At 58.5% G+C, this 19,326-nt stretch carries 14 protein-coding genes and 5 pseudogenes; 5 read left to right on the top strand and 14 right to left on the bottom strand.

Annotation, left to right across the window (positions count from 1 at the left end; all coding sequences use genetic code 11):
• Nucleotides 1-8: 8 nt before the first annotated feature.
• The 10 genes and pseudogenes from H0241_RS33475 to H0241_RS33430 form a co-directional block, all read right to left on the bottom strand.
• On the bottom strand, nt 9-506 hold the full coding sequence (locus H0241_RS33475) for an Lrp/AsnC family transcriptional regulator (protein WP_181061992.1): 498 nt from the start codon (nt 504-506) through the stop codon (nt 9-11).
• A gap of 68 nt (nt 507-574) precedes the next feature.
• Nucleotides 575-2,119 carry a fumarate hydratase gene (locus tag H0241_RS33470; RefSeq protein WP_181061991.1) on the bottom strand — a complete coding sequence of 515 codons (1,545 nt, stop codon included), beginning with the start codon at nt 2,117-2,119 and terminating at the stop codon, nt 575-577.
• Nucleotides 2,120-2,125: 6 nt separating this feature from the next.
• Nucleotides 2,126-3,559 carry an NAD-dependent succinate-semialdehyde dehydrogenase gene (locus H0241_RS33465; RefSeq protein ID WP_181061990.1) on the bottom strand — a complete coding sequence of 478 codons (1,434 nt, stop codon included), beginning with the start codon at nt 3,557-3,559 and terminating at the stop codon, nt 2,126-2,128.
• A gap of 208 nt (nt 3,560-3,767) precedes the next feature.
• Nucleotides 3,768-4,694: a LysR family transcriptional regulator gene (locus tag H0241_RS33460; RefSeq protein WP_181061989.1), complete on the bottom strand. Its 927-nt coding sequence runs from the start codon at nt 4,692-4,694 to the stop codon at nt 3,768-3,770.
• Between the two features lie 135 nt (nt 4,695-4,829).
• Nucleotides 4,830-5,732: an HpcH/HpaI aldolase/citrate lyase family protein gene (locus H0241_RS33455; RefSeq protein WP_210285169.1), complete on the bottom strand. Its 903-nt coding sequence runs from the start codon at nt 5,730-5,732 to the stop codon at nt 4,830-4,832.
• 118 nt (nt 5,733-5,850) lie between these two features.
• Nucleotides 5,851-7,002 carry a CaiB/BaiF CoA transferase family protein gene (locus H0241_RS33450; RefSeq protein ID WP_181061988.1) on the bottom strand — a complete coding sequence of 384 codons (1,152 nt, stop codon included), beginning with the start codon at nt 7,000-7,002 and terminating at the stop codon, nt 5,851-5,853.
• Nucleotides 7,002-8,270 carry a methylaspartate ammonia-lyase gene (locus tag H0241_RS33445; protein ID WP_181061987.1) on the bottom strand — a complete coding sequence of 423 codons (1,269 nt, stop codon included), beginning with the start codon at nt 8,268-8,270 and terminating at the stop codon, nt 7,002-7,004. The genes H0241_RS33450 and H0241_RS33445 overlap by 1 nt, the downstream gene beginning before the upstream one ends.
• A 584-nt stretch (nt 8,271-8,854) precedes the next feature.
• A complete protein-coding gene (locus tag H0241_RS33440; protein ID WP_181061986.1) occupies nt 8,855-9,850 on the bottom strand; it encodes a D-alanine--D-alanine ligase family protein in 996 nt (331 codons plus the stop codon).
• Between the two features lie 1,495 nt (nt 9,851-11,345).
• Nucleotides 11,346-11,657 carry a hypothetical protein gene (locus H0241_RS33435; protein WP_181062009.1) on the bottom strand — a complete coding sequence of 104 codons (312 nt, stop codon included), beginning with the start codon at nt 11,655-11,657 and terminating at the stop codon, nt 11,346-11,348.
• A 31-nt stretch (nt 11,658-11,688) separates the two neighbouring features.
• Nucleotides 11,689-11,941: pseudogene (locus H0241_RS33430) on the bottom strand (IS21 family transposase); the annotation flags it as partial.
• Nucleotides 11,942-12,805: 864 nt separating this feature from the next.
• Here H0241_RS33430 and panD point away from each other — a divergent pair.
• Nucleotides 12,806-13,255 (top strand): aspartate 1-decarboxylase, encoded by a 450-nt coding sequence (panD, locus tag H0241_RS33425; RefSeq protein WP_181061985.1) that lies wholly within the window; start codon nt 12,806-12,808, stop codon nt 13,253-13,255.
• 35 nt (nt 13,256-13,290) lie between these two features.
• Here the strand turns inward: panD and H0241_RS33420 are convergent.
• Nucleotides 13,291-13,444 (bottom strand): annotated as a pseudogene (locus H0241_RS33420) (IS630 family transposase); the annotation flags it as partial.
• A 66-nt stretch (nt 13,445-13,510) separates the two neighbouring features.
• Here H0241_RS33420 and H0241_RS33415 point away from each other — a divergent pair.
• The 4 genes and pseudogenes from H0241_RS33415 to H0241_RS33400 form a co-directional block, all read left to right on the top strand.
• Nucleotides 13,511-13,669: pseudogene (locus tag H0241_RS33415) on the top strand (IS110 family transposase); the annotation flags it as partial.
• A gap of 86 nt (nt 13,670-13,755) precedes the next feature.
• Nucleotides 13,756-15,107, top strand: a protein-coding gene (locus tag H0241_RS33410; protein ID WP_181061984.1) for an IS3 family transposase whose coding sequence is annotated in 2 segments (ribosomal slippage) — nt 13,756-14,092 and nt 14,092-15,107 — 1,353 coding nt in all. Because the reading frame shifts where the segments join, the coding sequence is not laid out codon by codon here.
• 65 nt (nt 15,108-15,172) lie between these two features.
• Nucleotides 15,173-15,415, top strand: a pseudogene (locus tag H0241_RS33405) (transposase); the annotation flags it as partial.
• 241 nt (nt 15,416-15,656) lie between these two features.
• Nucleotides 15,657-16,883, top strand: a complete 1,227-nt coding sequence (locus tag H0241_RS33400; RefSeq protein ID WP_181061983.1) for an ATP-grasp domain-containing protein — start codon at nt 15,657-15,659, stop codon at nt 16,881-16,883.
• A gap of 185 nt (nt 16,884-17,068) precedes the next feature.
• Here the strand turns inward: H0241_RS33400 and H0241_RS33395 are convergent, their stop codons facing one another.
• The 3 genes and pseudogenes from H0241_RS33395 to H0241_RS33385 all read right to left on the bottom strand — a co-directional run bounded on the left by H0241_RS33395 (nt 17,069) and on the right by H0241_RS33385 (nt 19,241).
• Complete coding sequence (locus H0241_RS33395) at nt 17,069-17,536, bottom strand: sarcosine oxidase subunit gamma (protein ID WP_235984604.1); 468 nt, start codon at nt 17,534-17,536, stop codon at nt 17,069-17,071.
• 28 nt (nt 17,537-17,564) lie between these two features.
• Nucleotides 17,565-18,124 (bottom strand): annotated as a pseudogene (locus H0241_RS33390) (aldehyde dehydrogenase family protein); the annotation flags it as partial.
• Between the two features lie 187 nt (nt 18,125-18,311).
• Complete coding sequence (locus H0241_RS33385) at nt 18,312-19,241, bottom strand: LysR family transcriptional regulator (protein WP_181061982.1); 930 nt, start codon at nt 19,239-19,241, stop codon at nt 18,312-18,314.
• Nucleotides 19,242-19,326: the final 85 nt, after the last annotated feature.

The following is a 19,326-nucleotide window of genomic DNA, read 5'->3' as shown; positions in this document are numbered from 1 at the left end:
TTCGGCATTCACCGTTCCCTTAGTGCGGACAAGGGGATCGGCGAATTGGATTTCACAGGTTTGGTCACGACAAGACTGTAATATTGATCGATCCCCAAGCCTGCCTGCAGCAGTCCCTCCATGAAATCCTGATACGCAGCCATAGAAAGAGATGCGACGCGCAGCAGATAATCGATCCGCCCGCCGATAGCCCAGCAATCCAGGATTTCCGGAAATTCTCCGATCGCAGTCTCGAAGTGTCTTTGGTCCTCGAGGCGATGACGTTCCAGCACGACCTCCACCATGACAAAGACCATGCCGCCGATGAGGGCCGGACTCAGCCGCGCGTAGAACCCCTCAATAATCCCTGCTGTCTGGAGTGCACGGAGCCGCTCCGAGCAGGCCGACGCCGAAAGATGAACGCGTTTTGCAAGCTCGCTTTTTGAGATCCGGCCGTCTGACTGAATCTCTGAGAGAATCCGGAAGTCCCAGGCGTCCAGGCGCGCAGGATTGGGTTTCGACTTCATGACCTTCTGCTCTTAGCCGTTGTCGACAATGGAATTGACGCCAACCAACGGAGCCTGGCCGGCAAGGCTCAAACGCCGATGTTGCGCGCAATGCTGTCCGCCGCCATGCGCTTGCGCCACTCAAGAGGCCCGGAATTGTGAATGGAGTTTCCCTCAACATCGACAGCCATGATGACAGGCATATCCTGCACGTCGAATTCATAGACTGCTTCCATGCCCAGGTCTTCGAAGGCAATGAGCCGCGCTGACTTGATCGATTTCGATATCAGGTAGGCAGCCCCCCCTACTGCGATGAGATATGGCGTTTTGTATCTTACGATCGACTCGATGGCCGCCCGTCCCCTCTCCGCTTTGCCCACCACCGCGAAAAGCCCGGTTTCGGCGAGCACCTTTTCCGCAAAATCGTCCAAGCGGCTGGAGGTTGTTGGGCCAGCCGGTCCGACGACCTCATCTCTCACGGCGCGGACGGGTCCAACGTAGTAGATAACGCGTCCCTTCAGATCGAACGGAAGCGGCCTGCCAGCGTCGATCAATTCGACCATTCGCTTGTGGGCGGCGTCACGGCCTGTCAGCATCTTTCCAGACAGAAGGAGCGTTTCACCACAGCGCCACGATGCCGTCTCTTCCTTGGTCAACGCATCGAGATTGACTCTTCGCACGCCGGCTGGGCTCAATTCGTCGGTTCCAAGGTCGGGCCATGCGCGCAAATCGGGCGGCTCCAGCGTGATTGGTCCAGAGCCATCCAACGTAAACTTCAGGTGCCGGTTGGCGGCACATTGCGGAATGAGCGCCACGGGCTTGGACGCCGCATGGGTAGGATATGTCGCAACCTTGACATCGACGACTGTCGTCAGGCCACCAAGGCCCTGAGCGCCGATGCCTAGGGCATTAATTCGTTCATAAAGCTCGATCCGCAGTGCCTCCTCCGCACTTGTTGGCCCCCTCGCGATCAACTCCGCCATATCGATGGGCTGGTTCATAGCCTCCTTGGCCAGCAGCATCGCCTTTTCAGCGCTACCACCGATGCCAACGGAGATCAGTCCGGGCGGACACCACCCACTGCCAAGCGTCGAGACTGTGTCAATCACCCAGTCGGAAACGGAGGCGCTGGGGTTCAAGGTGGTAAAACGTGCCTTGTTTTCCGACCCGCCGCCTTTTGCGGCAATGGTGATCTCAATCTGGTTACCTTGTACAAGGTCGACGTGGACGACCGCCGGCGTGTTGTCGCGAGTATTGACGCGTCCGGCGAGCGGATCGGCAACGATCGATGCCCGAAGGGGGTTGTCCGGGTCGAGATAGGCCTGACGGACGCCCTCATTCACGAGGTCTGCGAAACTGGCCGTTGATTTGATCCGGGCATCCATGCCGACTTTCGCGAAGACCACCACAAGGCCGGTGTCCTGGCAGATCGGCCGCCTTCCGAAGGCCGCCATGCGGGAGTTCAGCAGAATCTGCCCTATTGCGTTCTTTGCCGCTGGGCTCTGTTCGCGCGAATATGCCTGCGAAAGTGAGCGGATATAATCTGGAGGATGATAGTACGAGATGTACTGAAGGGCGTCTGCCACGCTCCTTGTGATGTCCTTGCCGACGATGTTCCGTGATCTATTTCCCACCGGATCTCATCCAAATGAGCTGAGGCCGTTGACCATTTTCAAGATCTGGAAGCTCCGTACCCCCTGCTCGCCTCCTTCGTATCCATAGCCGCTCTGTTTGATGCCTCCATAAGGCGCATCCGCTGAAACCCCTTTCAGGTAATTCACACTGACAGCGCCCGCCGAAAGACTGTTGGTTAGCTTTCGTTGCGTATCGGCAGCGTCCGTGAAGAAGTAAGCGGCCAAGCCATACTCAGTGGCGTTGGCTTCCTCGATGGCCTCTTCGAGCGTATCGAACGGAGCCACGGTGAGGATCGGTCCGAACGGCTCTTCATGAAGCACTCTGGCATCCTTCGGCACGCCCGTCAGGATAGTTGGCGGCCAGTAAAAGCCCGGTCCGTCGAGGCGGGTTCCACCAGTCTCAATGCGGGCGCCGCGATCGACCGCATCCTTGGTCAGACGCTGCATGGCCTCGATTCGCCGCGCGTTTGCCATCGGTCCCATCTCCGTTGCAGGGTCGTCCGGTTGGCCGATCCTGATCTTGCGGGCTGCTTCCGTCATCCGGGACAAGAATTGCTCATAGAGAGACCGAGCGACGAGAATCCTGCTAGGCGCATTGCAGCTCTGGCCCGCGCACTCGAACTTGTATTCCGAAATTGCCGGTATCGCCTTTGCCAGGTCGGCATCCTCACACACAACGACCGGGGAGTGCCCACCGAGTTCAAGGATGCAACGCTGCAAATTATTTGCGGCGAGCGTGGCCAGCTGCTTTCCAACCGCGGTTGAGCCCGTGAAAGTCAAGACCTTCACGATTGGCGAACTGAGCAGATGCCGCGATATATGCACCGGCACGCCGAAGACCAGATTGACCACGCCCTCCGGGATGCCTGCTTCGTGCAACGATTCAACGATATGGACCGCCACGCTCGGTGTCTCTTCGGCCCCTTTGAGGATCACCGGGCAGCCTGCCGCCAGCGCGGGGGCCAGCTTGCGGGCGATGAGAACGGCCGGATAGTTCCACGGCGTAAAGGCAGCAACGACACCGAGCGGCTCCGGGACGATCATCCGGTTCGGACCCATCGGAATCGGGGCCGACAGCTCTTCGGCATGCCTGCCGTTCCATTCCAGAGTTTCGACGGCGCGTGCGTACTCACCTGTCGCTTCGGCAATCGTTTTTCCCTGTTCGGCCGACAGCTCCCTGGCTGCTGCTTCAATCTTCGTTGCCAAGATTCTTGCGGCTGCTACCAGGATTTCGGCACGCTCTTTTGCAGGCCGTGAAGACCAAGCCTTGCGGCTGCATTCCGCCGAAGCGAGGGTCTCATCCAGATCCGACACCGTCGCCGAGGCCACCGAGGCCAATACCTTCTCCGTTGCCGGATTAATCACCGGCAATGTGGCTCTGCTACCACCGGCCCGCCATTTGCCGTTGATGAAGAGCTCGTGGCTCCTGGCGTCTGACATCGCGTGCTCCACTTGCTGTAATCTGCCCAGTGCGAGACCAGCCGATATCGGGACCATGGGCTCGCTCGCTCTCTCTGCAGTTTCATCGCGATGGTCGCGGCGGGTCAAATATGGAATATTGGCGAACTCTATCTGGAATCCAGATCGATCTGATTCTGATCGCCGCAAGAAGTCATCGTCATGGCATTGCCATATAGATCGAGGATTATCAGGCCGCGTCAGGAGCCGCGGCTGCCCAGCCCCGGCTCTCAATTAATTCTCTGGCGACCTTGGGGATGAGCTTGCCGACGGCGGACACGGCCGCAGAACGCTCATCTTTCGGATTTACGGCAAGCACGACGGAGCGGGTAATCATTGGATCGACGATCTTGACCGTCCGCAACAGCCCTTGAGAGACTTCTTTCTGAACGGCCGAGGGGGCGAGAATAGAATGGGCTTTTCCCTCTATGACCATGTTGATGATCGTAGAGAGCGAGTCCACTTCAAACTTGACGTCCAGCGCGCAACCGTGTTGTGCGACGACGTCAGCCACCGAACGCCTGACATTGTTATTGCGCATGGGAACCGCCAGCGGGAACGCATGCAGGTCCGCCAGAAATATCGAGTCTGCGAAAGGCGGCTCATCCGACGGCACGACCAGACAGAGCTCTTCGCGCGCCAGGACCGTCATTCGCCCCACACTGTCCGCGGTGCGGTAGAGAACCGCCAGATTGAAGCGTCCAGCAGCCATCCACTCCTCCAGCGGTCCGGTCATGCCCTCGATCATCTTAAGCGAAATCCTCGGCAATTCGCTTCTTACCGACTCAATCAGGGGACCACTAAGGACGCGTGCGGCTCCGGACGGAATACCAATGGTCACCTCTCCGGAGGGAGCAGCCACCGAATTGGTCAGTTCCGCCTCAGTGAGCTGAATTTCCTTGAGAATCGACCGCGCCCGCTCAAGCAGTTTTATTCCGGAGGCCGTCACGCTGACGCCGGTCCTGTCGCGTACCAGCAGTTGAGTGCCGAAGCTTTCCTCCAGTTGACGCACATGCAGGCTAAGGGCGCTCTGGGCGACGTGGAGGAGCGCAGCTGCCTTCGTGAAGCTGCCTGCTTCCACTACGCCGACAAAATATTTTAACTGTCTAATATCCACGGTTTAAGGCACCCAGCTGAGGCACTCCCCAGTTTCTTTGTATCTATCTCGAAACAAGATGGTAATCAAGCTGCAATACTGCCGAGCCCATGCCGGGACAGGCGCCTTGTCCCGGCCGTTGAGCAGAGGCATAGGTCAGTTGCTGCCGGCAAGGGCTAGGATTTCGTGGGCGCGTCGCACGACCGGCGGGTCAATCATCTTGCCATCTATCGCGAAGGCACACAGGCCCCGCCCTGCGGCATCGTTTTCCGCCGCGACGACACGACGAGCCCACTCGAGTTCCTGTGCGCTTGGCGAGAAAGCCTCGTTAAATATGACCACCTGTGTCGGATGGATCGCCAAAGCTCCGGCAAAGCCAAGCCGCCGCGCATGCGCCGCGGCTTCACGAAGTTTACGAGTGTCCGAGAACTCGCCGATGCTCCCTACAAAGCCCAGCGGGAGCAAGCCGGCCGCGCGGGCGGCAAACAGAACAGAAAGGTTCGGTGTCAACAGGAGGTCGAACTCCGGCGAGCCGCCAACAGCTGCACTGAAGTCCTCGGGACCGAGCGCCATTGCGACCATCCTGGGGTGCGCCGAGGCAATGGCACCGAGCCTTTGCAAGGCGCCCGGGGTTTCGATCTGGGCAAGGAACCGGATGTGTCCCAGCGGAAGATTTCTTTCCCGTTCAAGTTCCGAAACCGCATTCGCGATCTCTAATACCCACTCTGCCGAATCCGTTTTGGGAAGAACCAATGCGTCAACACCCGTCATCACGGCCGCATCGAGATCGGCCGCCAAAGCACGCAAACCACGATTCACGCGGACTAAAATAGATGCGTCCTGGCGAGCCACCTTTGCCACGGATTCAGGAAGCCGCTTACGTGCCTCGCCCTTCTGATCCCGGGGGACGGAATCCTCCAGGTCGAGGATGACGCCATCTGCCCCGCGCTCATTGGCCGTCTCCACAAAGCGCGGAACGTGAGCGGGAACGAAGAGCAGGGATCTCCAGCGGGGTACAGACATTGCACTTCCAACGGCCGCTAAAGTGTCCTTGATCATGAAGTCGCCTCTGCGGTCGATTTTAGCGAGGGCGATGAGCGGCCAACGCACTGGCATTAGCCGAAGTATGAACGTTCTCTATAAGTCGCGAGCGCACTTGCCTTGCCAAGACGCGCGCTCACGCTGACGCGGCTCTTTCGCGCAAAAGTCCCAGAACCTCCTCGCGGACAGCGTCGGTATGAGCGCCAAGAGCAGGAACTGGGCGCAGCGAGGGGCGCTCAGAGTTGAAAATCGCCGCCGGCGCTATCGTCTCGACGGTTCCTTCGGGTGTGCCAACCTGCACCTTGCGAAGGTGTGGATGGCTTGAAACATCTGCCACTTCGTTCAGTCGGCCATATGCCAAGCCGGCCGCCTCAAGCTCCCGCATCGCTTCATGGCAGGACAGTTCAGAAAAGCGTTTCCCAATCATCTCATCAAGTTGCGCACGGTGACCGAGCCGCTCCATATTATCGGCAAAACCGGGTCCGCGTATAAGGTCCGGCTGCTTAAGGAATTTCTCGCAGAAATTTACCCATTCGCGGTCATTCTGAACCGAGAAGATGACCTCCTTGTCATCGGCGCAACGGTAGGCGCCATAAGGGGCTAGCGACGGGTGGTTCACGCCGGCGCGAACCGTCCGGTAGCCGCTATGGTCGTGCTGCAGAACCGGTACGTTCATCCAGTCGGCGACGGCGTCGAATAGCGAGACTTGTATGCTTGCGCTTTCACCTGTCCGCTCGCGGTGGTAAAGCGCCTGGAGGATGGCGCTATGCGCCGTCATGCCTGCGGAGATATCGCAAACCGACACCCCGACCCGTGACGGTCCCTGTTGCGTACCGGTGATGGCGCATAGACCTGTTTCGGCTTGGACGATAAGATCATAAGCCTTCAGATGAGAAAACGGCCCCCCCTCCCCGAAACCGGAGATGTCGCAGGTGATCAGCCGCGGAAAGCGTCGACGGAGATCCGCAGACCCGAAACCCAGTTTTTCGATGCTGCCCGGCTTCAGATTCTGGATAAAGACGTCAGCAACGGCAATGAGCGCTTCGAGGACGGCTCGGTCCGGCTCCGATCGCAGGTCCAGACAGACCGATTCCTTACCCCGGTTGAGCCAGACAAAGTAAGCACTCTGTCCCCGCACCAATTTGTCGTAGTTTCGGGCAAAGTCCCCTTCGGGCCTTTCGATCTTGATGACCCGGGCGCCTGCGTCCGCAAGCCGAGACGATGCATAAGGCGCGGCCACGGCCTGCTCCACGGCAACAACGGTGATCCCCCCAAGGTAGCTCTGCATCACGACACACCGCGCTTTTCATCCAACGTCGTCGTCTTGGCGCGGCGACGGTTCAGTATCGCCAGCAACCGGTTTTGTTCATTCCCGACAATTGAGAATGCCTCATCGACACCCATTCCGGGCTTCGCAAGCATCATATCGGCCTGGGTCGCCACTGATACATGGACCGAAGCCTGTGCGGAGAGATCTGTCTCGGTACAGCTTCCTCCGACATACGCTCCGACCTTGTTTGCCTTGCACAGGAGAACGGCACGCGCTGTGTCGGCAATTGAGCCGACATCGGGGGTTTTGATTTGGACGAGATGCGCGGCTTTTGCTTCGGCAAAGAGCCGGATATCCTCAAGCGTATTGCACCTCTCGTCTACGACGATGCGAGCGCTGGAACCCCGGTCATCCAAAATCGATACAATCCGGGCGTAGTTATCAATTTGGGCTTGCGTCGAGCCAAAATCCGCCGGGCACTCGATATTGAGCGTAAAGGCCGGAATGTTATCGGCAACCCCGCAGATAAAGTCGGCGATCCGCTGCGGCTCTAGGCCGAATTCCAGCCCTATCCAACCATACACATCGAAATGCAGCACCGGATGATAACCCGGCCGGCCGATTTCACGCGTGCGCGTGGCAACCCACTTGACAAACTCCACGAATGTCTGTCCGGCTGCGCCGAATTTCTGCCGTGAGTTTATCAGGCCGTGGGGAAGCACATCCACCGCCTTTAGAATCATTTTGTCGACGTTGATTTCGCGAGCATCGCCGCTCTGGCAGTAAATCGGGACTCTGCGCATCGGTAGCGGCAGATCAAACTCCGCGCATATGATCTCCGCCATTGTCGTGCGTTGAAGATGTGCCGCTGCGCGAAGCAGAGCCTGGCTGACGCCATACTCAAGCGCGAGGGGTAGCCGCTCTTGTTCGAATGGCTCGAAGACCTTCGCACAGGCATCAAGGTAGCGAAACGCGTCAACATCAACAAGCCGCGTCACGACCTGCGACGTCAGGTACGAGATTCGATCGGCGTCGAACAAGGAATCGCGTCCGCCAGCACCAGAGTACTGGACACTCATCATATCGCCCCAGACAACCGTGTCGTCGGTAAGAACCAATCCGACGCTAAGCGAAGATGCTGGAACGCGAATGGCTATGAAGCCGGATGTGACAGGTTCGCCCACATAGATGAAACCGTCCTGCGGGACCCCGGCCCTGATCGCAGCTTGGTCGTCATAGAAAAATGCACCATTGCCAGCCACAAGAAGGACGTCTTTGATCTGCACTTGCTTTGCTCAATTTCTGCCGGACTATGTTGATGGACGGATGCAGTACAAGCCGCTGCTCGCCAAATATGCGCCATATGGGATTCAGGTCGCCAATATAATCTCCCGGATGTTGCCATCGCGTTTCCAGATGGCCGGCACCTGCCAAACGGCGCCGACGCAAAGCGAAAGGGCCAAATATTCCTGAGAGTCCTCTCTGATTGGGATCGTTGACGTCAAGCTGCTCCTGTTCTTTTTCCGGATCGTATCGTCGCGGGTCACGCGCTTGTCTTCACGGCAGCGATGGGCCGCCGCATGACGGGCTTAGGAGAGCGAGGCGTCTCAATCTGTGCCGCGACCTTGCGGGCATCTGGACCCACAGGCTCTGGACTCTCAACGAGATCGCCTTGCCCATCGTCGCCGCGGACGATCCGGACATCACCCTTGCGGGCGAACCCTGGTTTCTTGTCCCTCCAGTTGTCGTCTCATTCAAGCCGCCGCGGAGGCAGGTTGCTTGACTTGGCGGAACTCGGTCGCATCGACCCACATGCGGTGCAGGATGACGATGCCGGCGCGCAAGTTCCTGCGTCGGCATGAACGGCCTGCTAGGGGATGCCGACTCCGAAATACCGCGTGTGGGCTACATCCAGAATGCGATTTACCAAGCTTGAGTAGCTGTGTCCGGCGGTCCTCGCGGCCAAGGCAAAAAAGCCGGTCGTGCCGAGCCCCGGCATGGCGTTAATCTCCAGAACAAAGGGCTTGCCGGAGCGATCGATCCGGAGGTCGACGCGGGCATAGTCCCGGCACTGGCAAGCACGGAAGGTCGCAACAGAAATATCCCGTAGCATCGTCGCAAGCCCGCTCTCGATTTGCGCGGGGCAAATCGGGAGCGGGGCCGCGACCCCCATGTTCTTCGCTTCCCAATCGAAAAGGCGTGTTTCGTGTTCGCCGAAGTCCAGCTCCACCAGAGGCAACACCTCGAGCTCTTCGTTTCCGAGCAGCGCGACAGCGATTTCTCGCCCGTCGATGTATTCTTCCACAAGCGCATCCTGCGCATACTGCCTGACGATCACTTCTACGGCCTGCCTCAACTGAGCAGGCTGATGTACGAGCTGCAATCCCAAGCTGTCGGTTTCGTAACGCGGCTTCACTACCACTGGAAATCGAAGTTCGCTGGTATTCTCTGTGCCAACACGCATTACGTGAAAGTTCGGCGTCGGAACCCCGCGACTGCGGATGAGCATTTTGGCGACCACCTTATCATCCGCCAGCCCATAACCGAGTGGGCTCGATCCGGTGTAGGGAACGCCCGCCATCTCGAGCATGGCCGGAACGTGGGTATAAGGGCACTCGCCCTGAATTCCGCCCGCCCAGTTGAAGGCGATTCCCGAAGGGCGGCCCTGCGGATCGGGTGGTATGAACCGCTCGAGCGTTGTGAGCAATCCTTTATCGCCTTCGCACAGCAGCGTCTCGTGGCCACCCTCTTGCAGTGCCGCCACCAGGCCTTCGACGGTCTCGCGGTCACGTCTCTCCGGACGAGGCTGGCCGAACCGATTGATCACGCCCGTACAATCATAATTATTAACGACGGCTACCCGCATGAGTTACTCCCTAATGTTTGATTACTGTCATGTTCATTCACTTGGATTTGATTTATTGGAGGGGAACAGCTCGTCTTAACGCCTCGCGCCCCGCCGGTGCAGCCGCCAAGCAGCGAACGGCTCCCGGCTTCTGGGTCGAACGCCACAAGCGCTTCATGGCGCGTCAGGTTAGCGAGCGTCGCCTCAACATCCCCTGTCATCGTCAGATCGTCTCGTTTCCGCTGCAGGCCCACGTCCGCCTGCCCGATTCGGCTGAAGCGGCTCGGCGTCCTCCACCCTGTAGGTGGTGCGCGAAGCACCTCATGACGCCCGTCGGAATCGAAGCAACCAAAGCTGCTGCTGGGGAATGACCGCGGAACTGGTAACTTTGGAGAGACCGCGATCTGTGTGGTCGACGAAATGGCCGGATCGTAAAGGAAATGCGTGCGGCGAACGAGCCTCGAGCCCTTTCGGCCGCCCTGCGGGACGTCGATCTGCCGATGCAACGGATAGGTGTAGAAGCGGGCAAAGCTTCGATTGTATCATTGAGTTGCATCGATTGACCAGGTTTCATATGGACTTCCTCGGTCCGAAACCGCCAGATCGCAATCTTCGTCACGGATACTCAACCGCGCCATGCAATCGGCGAGCCAACAAAGAGATCGTGCAAGTAAGAGGGCAAAACCATGTGTTTCGCGCCGCGACACGGAATACTTGCATGTCAGTGTGTCAGGTTCCGTACATAGGCGTCTTCAACCGGACAAGTTTAGGACACAACCGGAGATTGAATCACCGTCTCTCGGGATAGCGTCGAGCAGCCATTCGAGTTCGGCACGATCAACCCCGATGGCGCCCTACCCGCCGCCGTGATACATGTCGGAAACTTAATCTTCCGGCGGTCTAAAGGATGGTATAAGCACAGCGGATTCGGTTTCGAATTGCTTCGCCCGTCCGAAAAAGGGAGCGGCCAGCATTGCTGTCGGTAGTTACAGCTCTGCGCCAGATGATCGAGTTCGGCCGGCCGCGCCAGCTCAGCCGAATCGTGACCGTCACCGACTACGTATGGAGGGCCATCCTCATGCGGCTGGGCGACATGCTTCTCCGGCATCAGATACTGGATCTGGACAATTCGCCAGTCACCCTGATTCCTTGGCTGCTAGCATACCAGTCTCCAACAAGTGGTATGCCGACGTTGGATCAGACGGCGTGACGAACGGCGAGAAGCTTGTTCAGCGCTGGAATGAATGGGTTCTTCTGTAGGTTACTCGAACGGCGGACTGTCGGAAAAGCGGCGGTGATCTGATAGATCGGCTTTCCGACTTCTAAATAGGGATTCTGCTGCCTTCTCCGATACCCACTGTCGCATTGAAAGTTGCACGTCTACGGCCGCACTCCGGCGTCAGCCGGAGGAGCCGAAATCGTTGCCTTTGAATGTTAAGAACGCGAGACTGGGTAACTGAAGAAATCAAAACATTGGACGACGGCCTTGCGCTTGAGGACGGCAGTCGGAATCAGATTACCGCTCGTCATCGCAGCTCTCCTCCTTTGCCACGCCGGCGGCGGCCATCAGTACGTTGGCGAGCCGGGCAATCACGATGGTCCGTTGCGCTGAACTCAGCCCGTTCAGCTTCTGCGAGTCGAGCGGCAAGCTGAGTTGGTGAACGACCACGAGAGATCGTGTTGGGAGTGGCAGATTCTCATGTTGCGCCTCCGCGATGGTGAAACCATCCGAAGAGCCTTGCCGAAAATGGCGTTCGATCAAGAGCTTGTGAAGCTCAAGTAGCGCGGCAAGCGATACGAGAGCCTGGCCGACTGGATCGGCGTGCATGCACTCGTCAATCACCTCTATTTTGCGGAAGCCCCAGCGGGGTCTGGCGCATCGTCGGGCGCGCGGTCTTTCCAGGCCTCGAAGGTCTTGCAAAACCAGGTATAGCCAAAGCCGTCGGGATTGGCGGCGCGATACTCCTCCCACAGGAGCACCCGCGTTACGCCGCGGCGGCGTAACTCCTTCTCCACATGGGCCCAATCGGGAACCGGCCGGCTGGGGCTTTGCGACGCCGCCTTCGGCGCCGGGAAGAGCAGCAGCTCGAGGCCTTCGTCATCCATCCCCTTCTGGCAGCGGCCCCGTCTTCAAAAGGACAGTCATGCCAAAGTTGCTGACCCAGGTGGTTGTCTTCAGACCTTCAAAGTGGCCGGATATTGATCGGAATCGTGGCCGGTTTCATTCCGGAATGATGGCCGGCTTCAAATCGGAATACCCAACCGGTCAGCTTGGGAATCCGCGTCCAGAATGCGCCGCTGGTCATCTCGACACACCGCTCGATAACGCTCCACGATCGCCGCTGTCAGTTCCGACCGTGTCGCCATGCTGAGCCCCGCCACCGTCCCCGAACCGGAATGGCACGACCTGTCCGTCCCTTTCGGAACAGGGACACTATCGGTAACTTTTTGCTTGAGGCAATGCGGGGGTCAAATCCTCACTTCGCTTGACACCCCCCTGTCGCCTAGCGTCTCAAGTAACACATCCGACCATCTTGTCGGGTCCGCGACAGGCTTTTTGTACCAATCTTTTGTTGGCCTCAGACTACATAGCTGAAAAGCTGCCATATAAGTTTTCTTTGGCTCGATCAGCTATTTGGCGTGAGATTTGCTGAGTTGGTTGTAAGGCGGCGGAAGCTGTCGACTGGGCGACAATTGCTAAGGAAACGGACGTCAGGTATCCGTCAGATCTCATTCTGCGGAAAGAGGCATCTGCAGACCCGCGATGCCTCCACCTCGTAGCGAGCCAACCTGCGCCTGACCGACTCCGTCTGCTGGCGTACAATGACCGCTATCTCCGGAGTGATTGCCGATCCATTCTGAAAGCCGCGCTTCGATCTATCGCAGCGCATCGACCAATCCGTGTCGCTGCGACTAAGGGCCCACCGCCGTAGCCCGTCGGCGCGGCGATCCACGACTGTAAGAGGAAACCTGTAGATGAGAAAAGTCGTTGCAGCCAAGCTTCATGGCATCACCGTGACCGACGCGAATCTGAACTATCACGGATCAATAACGCTGGATCCAGATCACTGCGATGAGGCGGGTATTCTTCCGCTAGAATTCGTTGAGATCTGGAATAGGGCTTCAGGCGCGCGAATCAGCACGTATGTCATTTACGGTGAGAGGGGTTCTCGTTGCTGTGTTCTGAACGGAGCCGCTGCGCGCACCTGCCAGATCGGAGATGAGATAATCATTTGCTCCTCCACATACATTGAGGAGCATCAGATCGTAGAAATCAAACCGCGAGTGCTGACGTTCGACCGGGACAATTCTCTCCGCGACCGCTTGTTCTACGATTGTGGGTTCAACGATGATGGAACGATGACGTTCGCGATTCGCAAGGGCTTTCCTATCAACGCTCTAAACCCCGGTCGGGCCAATCGCTGATAACTCAAGAGGGACGGACCTAGAGCACGTCCGGTTTACTCCGGTTCATAGCCTGCGGCCATGAAGTAGTTTGCGCATTCTGGGTAAAAAGGTCGACGTGTCCCATAGGGCTGCGATTGTTCGCTCGGCCTTCGCCCACATGAGCATCTTGAGCTTTGGGAAGGCGTTTTCGATTGATGGTGTGGATGGCTCCTGCTTCCGCCGGCGCATTGCGGCATAGTCCGGAATGTCATTGTCCGAACAGAGGAGCCTTCCATGTCTGAACTTGCTACTGTTGAAATCGACCTTGCAAAAAGCGTCTTCCAGATCCATGATATCGACAAGAACGGTCGAGTTCTTGTGCGTCGCCAGCTTCGTCGCAGTCAATTGCTCGCATTTTTTGAGAAGCGTGCCCCTTGCTTGATCGGCATGGACGTCCGGTGCCAGCACTGATGGGACCAAATTGGCTTAACTGAGGACGGAGGATTTCTGGTCCATCGTAGCCTTTCAAAGGAGCGAAGATGGGACAGAAATCCGCGACAGGTAAAGCGCCAGCGGAGCAGGTCATCAAGGACACTCGCCGCGCGACCCGCAAACAATATTCGGCGGAGGAGAAGATCCGCATCGTGCTGGAGGGCCTGCGCGGTGAGGAATCGATCGCCGCGCTGTGCCGGCGTGAGGGGATTGCCGAGAGCCTGTATTACAACTGGTCGAAGGAATTCCTCGAAGCCGGCAAGAAGCGGCTCGCCGGCGACACGGCGCGCGCCGCGACCAGCGACGAGGTGAAGGAGCTGCGCAAGGAGGCGCGCGATCTCAAGGAGGTTGTCGCCGAGCAGGCACTGGAACTGCGGATTCTTAAAAAAAGCATGATCGCGGATGGGGGCGACGACGAATGAGGTATCCCGCATCCGAGAAGCTGGAGATCATCCGGCTGGTCGAGAACTCGCACCTGTCGGCGCGGCGCACATTGCAGAAGCTCGGCATTCCCCGCTCGACTTTCAATCGCTGGTATGACCGCTTCCTTGCCGGCGGCATCGACGCGCTGGAGGATTGCAGGCCTCGACCGAACCGGGTCTGGAACCCCATCCCCGAGGAGACACGTGATCAGATCATCGAACTGGCGCTGAACGAGCCGGAACTGTCGCCACAGGAACTGGCGGTCACGTTCACCGACACCAGGGGCTACTTCGTGTCGGAATCCTCGGTCTATCGCCTGCTTAAGGCCCATGACTTGATCACCAGCCCGGCCTTCATCGTCATCAAGGCCGCCGACGAGTTCCACGACAAGACGACAGCGCCGAACCAGCTGTGGCAGACCGACTTCACGTATCTGAAGGTCATCGGCTGGGGTTGGTTCTACCTGTCGACCGTGCTCGACGACTTCTCCCGCTACATCATCGCCTGGAAGCTGTGCACCACGATGAAGGCGGAAGACGTCACCGACACGCTGACCATGGCGCTGCAGGCTTCCGGCTGCGACAGCGCCAGGGTCGTGCAGCGGCCGCGGCTGTTGTCCGACAACGGCCCGTCCTACGTGTCTTCCAACCTTGCCGCCTGGCTATCCGACAACGACATGGAACACACCCGCGGAGCGCCCTGTCATCCCCAGACACAGGGCAAGATCGAGCGCTGGCACCAAACGCTGAAGAACCGCATCCTGCTCGAAAACTACTTCCTGCCGGGCGATCTCGAACAGCAGATCGCGACCTTCGTCGACCATTACAACCACCGTTGCTACCACGAGAGCCTCGGCAATCTCACTCCCGCCGACGTCTACTTCGGGCGCGGCGACATCATCATACTGGAAAGGGAAAGGATCAAACGCGAAACCATAAAGCAGCGCCGCTTGCTTCACCGCAGCGCGGCCGCCTAATATGACAACCCTGATGGGCCAGAGCCTCCGTTAGCTTATGCCGCCAGTTGTCCTAAAATCCCTGACGACGGACAGGCCGTATCTCGAAGATGGGAAACCGCTATATCCGACGATTGCTGTATCTCGGCGCCATGGCGCAGATCATGGTCAGACGGCGGTGCGGGTTGGGATCGGACTGGCTGTCGGATCTCTTGACCCGCAAAAAGACAAAAGTGGTCGCCATTGCGTTGGCGCACCGCATGGCACGAACAATTTTCGCCGTTCTTCGGGACGGCACGCGTTACGGGCCACAGGCTGCAATTTCCTAAATTCCTTGGCCAAGCAGTTCGCCAGTCGCGCGCCCGGCCAGTGGCTCGCCGATCCTCCTTGCGTCGTACCTCAGCCGTTGCAAATGAATCCTTCAAATAGATTTACAGGACTTTTACGATGGCAGATTGCAAACAATGTTACCTTGCTCAGCAAATCAAATGGCGCTCATCACAAAGCCTGAGGTCAGGCAGGGCTAAAAAGCTGATAGCGGCACAGCACAAAACGGAAGGTCAATAGACAATGGCACGAAGAGCGCTCATCCTGATTGAAGGCATAGAGAATAATGGTCCGCTGTTCATCCAAGCGGCCCGCCGTCTTGGTCTCCATCCAATTACCCTGTCGGCTGATCCAGCTCAGTACGACTATCTTGCACCTGAAAGTCTTGAGGCAATCCGTGTCGATACTGCCAATCTTGATTCCCTGATCCTCGAATGTTCCCGGCTGCGTGCGACCTATGACATTGCTGGCATAACGAGCGCCAGGGAGAGGTTCTATGCGACAGCCGCCAAGCTCTGTCAGTATTTCGGTCTACCGGGACCGAACCCTGCATCCATTGAACGATGCCGCGACAAATTTGCTCAACGTGAGCTCCTCGCGCAGGCTGGCATTCCAATACCTAGTTATCGCGTGGCAGCGAATGCGGCGGACGTAGAAAGCTCTGCCTTGCAGATCGGCCTGCCAGTGATTCTTAAGCCGATCGTGGGCGGCGGCAGCATGGGGGTTCGATTGTGCCACAACGTCGATGAGCTGGCCGAACATACGAGTTACCTGTTGGGCGGGGAGCACATTTGGCTGTCTTCGCCTAGGATACTGGTCGAAGAATTCGCACAAGGCGCCTTTTATAGCGTCGAGATAATGGGAAATGAGGTTGTTGGGATTGTCGCCGTTGATTTCGGCGCCCCACCGCATTTCGTCTTTCGTAAGACGACGTTTCCGGCCCCGCTGAGCGATGACGAGCATAAACATATCGCCGACGTTTCACTGAGCTGTTTGCGAGCTCTCGGTCTTGGCTGGGGGCCGACGAACATAGAACTCCGGTGGACGAAGCGTGGCCCGGTCGTCATCGAAGTCAATCCGCGTCTTGCTGGCTCAGGCGAACCTCAACTGCTCCAGTTGGCTTATGGTATCGATCTCGTCACCGAGCACATCAAGCTTGTCATCGGCGAGGAGTGGGATTTGCGCAGAAGGCATTCGCAAACTGCGGCCGCGTGGTTCCTCCTTCCTGATAGAGATGGCACACTCGATTGGATCAGTGGCGATGGTCGGGCGGCTGCTGTGTCAGGTGTCGCCGAGGTCACGTTGTATGCTAAACCCAAGACACCGATCGTTAGAAAAGGCGATTACCGAGACGCGATCGGATATGTCATCGCCGCTTCACCCGGTCGTGCGAGGACCGAGGCAATACTTCAGCATGCCGTCGACTTAATCGATTGGTCAATCACACCATTTCCGAACGTTAGCGAATGATTTGCCCACCCAGTTAGACCATTTTTTGGTTAGGGTTTTCCCCGTGATCTCCTGGCTGGGAAAGGAGCGGAGAACGATAAGGCACCGCGACTTCGGACCCGCAGACGGCGTTCGTCATCGAGCAGGGTGAGGACGGCACGCCGGCAGTCATGTACCGGCCGCGGAAGCGTCGGCAATCCACCCCGTCAGGCTCCTGCTGACGCTGCGCGGGACGAGAAGGTCGCACTCGAGTGCGGTCTGCGCAGCAGCAGGACCGGCACGCGATGGAGGCCGGTTTGGAGCGCCCGTCCCTCGGCTAGTGTCTCCCAATCCACCGCGACGCATCGCTCCAGCACATATTGAAGGCCCCTCCCGGAAAGCCGCAGCCGCACCCTTCCCTCGCCCAGCGGGAGCGCGCAGCCGAGTTTCGGATCGACATCGATAATAGGCGGCGGACCGTCCCAAAGCAGCCAGAACCAGCATGGCGCAACGCGGATCACGAGCCAGCTGTCATGACGAGCGGTGTCGCCGACTTCGGTCGGCAGCGGCCCGCCCAGTATCCGGGGCAGTTCCGCCTCGAATTGCGCCATCGCCCCGTCCCAGGCCTCGAACTGGATGATCGCGCAGTCATCCGCCGCCATTTCGAACCCTGTCATAGTCGAACCATCAGCCATGGAGCCGCTCTCCCTTCGGGTCGAGGAATATGGGTGAGACGATATGGACAGCCGCGCTCGGTGTCTCTTCGGCCCCCTTGAGGATCACCGGGCAGCCCGCCGCCAACGCAGGGGCGAGCTTGCGAGCGATGAGCACGGCGGGGTAGTTCCAAGGGCGTAAAGGCAGACACCAAGGGGCTCAGGGACAATCATCCGGTTCGAGTCCACCGGGATCGGAGCCGACAGCTCTTCGCCGTGCGTGCCGTTCCACTCCAGCGTTTCGACTGCGCGCGCGTACTCGCCTTTCGCTTCGGCTATCGTCTTGCCCTGTTCCGCCGACAGGTCCTTGGCCGCGGACGCGACCTTCTCTTCAAGGATCCGCGCAGCCGAAATGAGGAGTGCACCACGTTCCGTGGCAGGTTTAGATGACCACGCCACGCGGCTCCGTTCCGCCGACGCCAACGCCTTGTCGAGGTCCGCTGCCGACGCTGAGGCAACCTGTCCTATCGTCTTCTCCGTCGCCGGATTGATCGGCGGCAGAGAGGCTCCGTCACTACCGGCCCGCCACGTGCCGTTGATGAAAAGATCGTAGCTCATGGCATCGGACATGGCGTGCTCCGCTTTTGTGAATATTGTCGTAGAGCGCCGTGGAAACATCTAAAACGCTACGTTCGATCTTCTATCAGTTTCATCGCGATGGTCGTGGTTGGATCAAATATGGAAATTGCCGGGGGGCCTATCTAGAAACCAGATCGCCACGACCACGACCGGCTCTTGTCCCACATGAAGTGGAGCGTTAATTGGCTGCATCCGGCGCCGTCGCTGACCAGCGCCGGCTCTCGATCAGGTTCCTGACCACTACGGGGATAAGCTTGCGCACCGCGGAGACGGCCGGAGAACGCTCATCGTTCGGACTTACGGCGAGCACGACGGAACGGGTAATCACCGGATCGATGATCTTGACCGTTCGGAGCTGTACCTGTGAGGCCTCCTTCTGAATGGCCGACGGGGCGAGAATGGAATACGCCTGCCCCCGGGTGACCATATTGATGATCGTTGAGAGGGAGTCTAATTCAAACCTGACGTCCAGCTGACAACCATGCTGCGCGACGACATCCGCCACTGAACGACGGACATTGTTATTGCGCATGGGAACCGCCAGCGTGAACGCGTGCAGGTCCGCCAGCGCTATTGAGTCTTCGAAAGGCGGCTGGCCCGGCGGGACGACCAGACAAAGCTCTTCGCGTGCCAGCACCGTCATCTGCCCCACACTGTCCGCGGTGCGGTAGAAAACCGCCAGGTTGAAGCGTCCGGCAGCCATCCACTCCTCGAGCGGTCCCGTCATGCCCTCGATCATCTTGAGGGACACCCTCGGCAGTTCTTTCCCTACCGCTTCAAGCAGAGGGCCGCTGAGGACGCGAGCGGCTCCAGACGGAATGCCGATGGTCACCTCCCCGGCAGGAGCAGCCGCTGTGCTGGTCAATTCCGTCTCGGTGAGCTGAATTTCCTTGAGAATCGACCGCGCCCGCTTTAGCAGTCTCGCTCCGGATTCAGTCACGCTGACGCCGGTCCTGTCGCGCACCAGGAGCTGAGTGCCGAAGCTTTCCTCTAATTGACGTACATGCAGGCTAAGGGCGCTCTGAGCGACATGAAGGAGCACAGCTGCTTTCGTGAAACTGCCTGCGTCAACGACTCCGACGAAGTATCGTAACTGCCTGATTTCCATTGTTTGAAGAGTCCACTGAGGTACTCTCCCCAGGTCCCCAACGTCTATCTCGAATCGAGATAGTTAGCAAGCTACATTACCCCCC

The sequence above is a fragment of the Mesorhizobium neociceri genome, from assembly GCF_013520985.1.
GTDB classification, from domain to species: Bacteria; Pseudomonadota; Alphaproteobacteria; order Rhizobiales; family Rhizobiaceae; genus Mesorhizobium; species Mesorhizobium neociceri.
The sequence above is the reverse complement of the archived record's forward strand: the minus strand, read 5'-3'. Positions and strand labels throughout refer to the sequence as shown.

Excerpts from the sequence above, each read along its gene's own strand:
- H0241_RS33475 (WP_181061992.1), bottom strand. The coding sequence starts at position 506 with ATGAAGTCGAAACCCAATCCTGCGCGCCTGGACGCCTGGGACTTCCGG.
- H0241_RS33465 (WP_181061990.1), bottom strand. The coding sequence starts at position 3,559 with ATGTCAGACGCCAGGAGCCACGAGCTCTTCATCAACGGCAAATGGCGG.
- H0241_RS33455 (WP_210285169.1), bottom strand. The coding sequence starts at position 5,732 with ATGATCAAGGACACTTTAGCGGCCGTTGGAAGTGCAATGTCTGTACCC.
- H0241_RS33450 (WP_181061988.1), bottom strand. The coding sequence starts at position 7,002 with ATGCAGAGCTACCTTGGGGGGATCACCGTTGTTGCCGTGGAGCAGGCC.
- H0241_RS33440 (WP_181061986.1), bottom strand. The coding sequence starts at position 9,850 with ATGCGGGTAGCCGTCGTTAATAATTATGATTGTACGGGCGTGATCAAT.
- H0241_RS33435 (WP_181062009.1), bottom strand. The coding sequence starts at position 11,657 with ATGCACGCCGATCCAGTCGGCCAGGCTCTCGTATCGCTTGCCGCGCTA.
- panD (WP_181061985.1), top strand. The coding sequence starts at position 12,806 with ATGAGAAAAGTCGTTGCAGCCAAGCTTCATGGCATCACCGTGACCGAC.
- H0241_RS33400 (WP_181061983.1), top strand. The coding sequence starts at position 15,657 with ATGGCACGAAGAGCGCTCATCCTGATTGAAGGCATAGAGAATAATGGT.
- H0241_RS33395 (WP_235984604.1), bottom strand. The coding sequence starts at position 17,536 with ATGGCTGATGGTTCGACTATGACAGGGTTCGAAATGGCGGCGGATGAC.
- H0241_RS33385 (WP_181061982.1), bottom strand. The coding sequence starts at position 19,241 with ATGGAAATCAGGCAGTTACGATACTTCGTCGGAGTCGTTGACGCAGGC.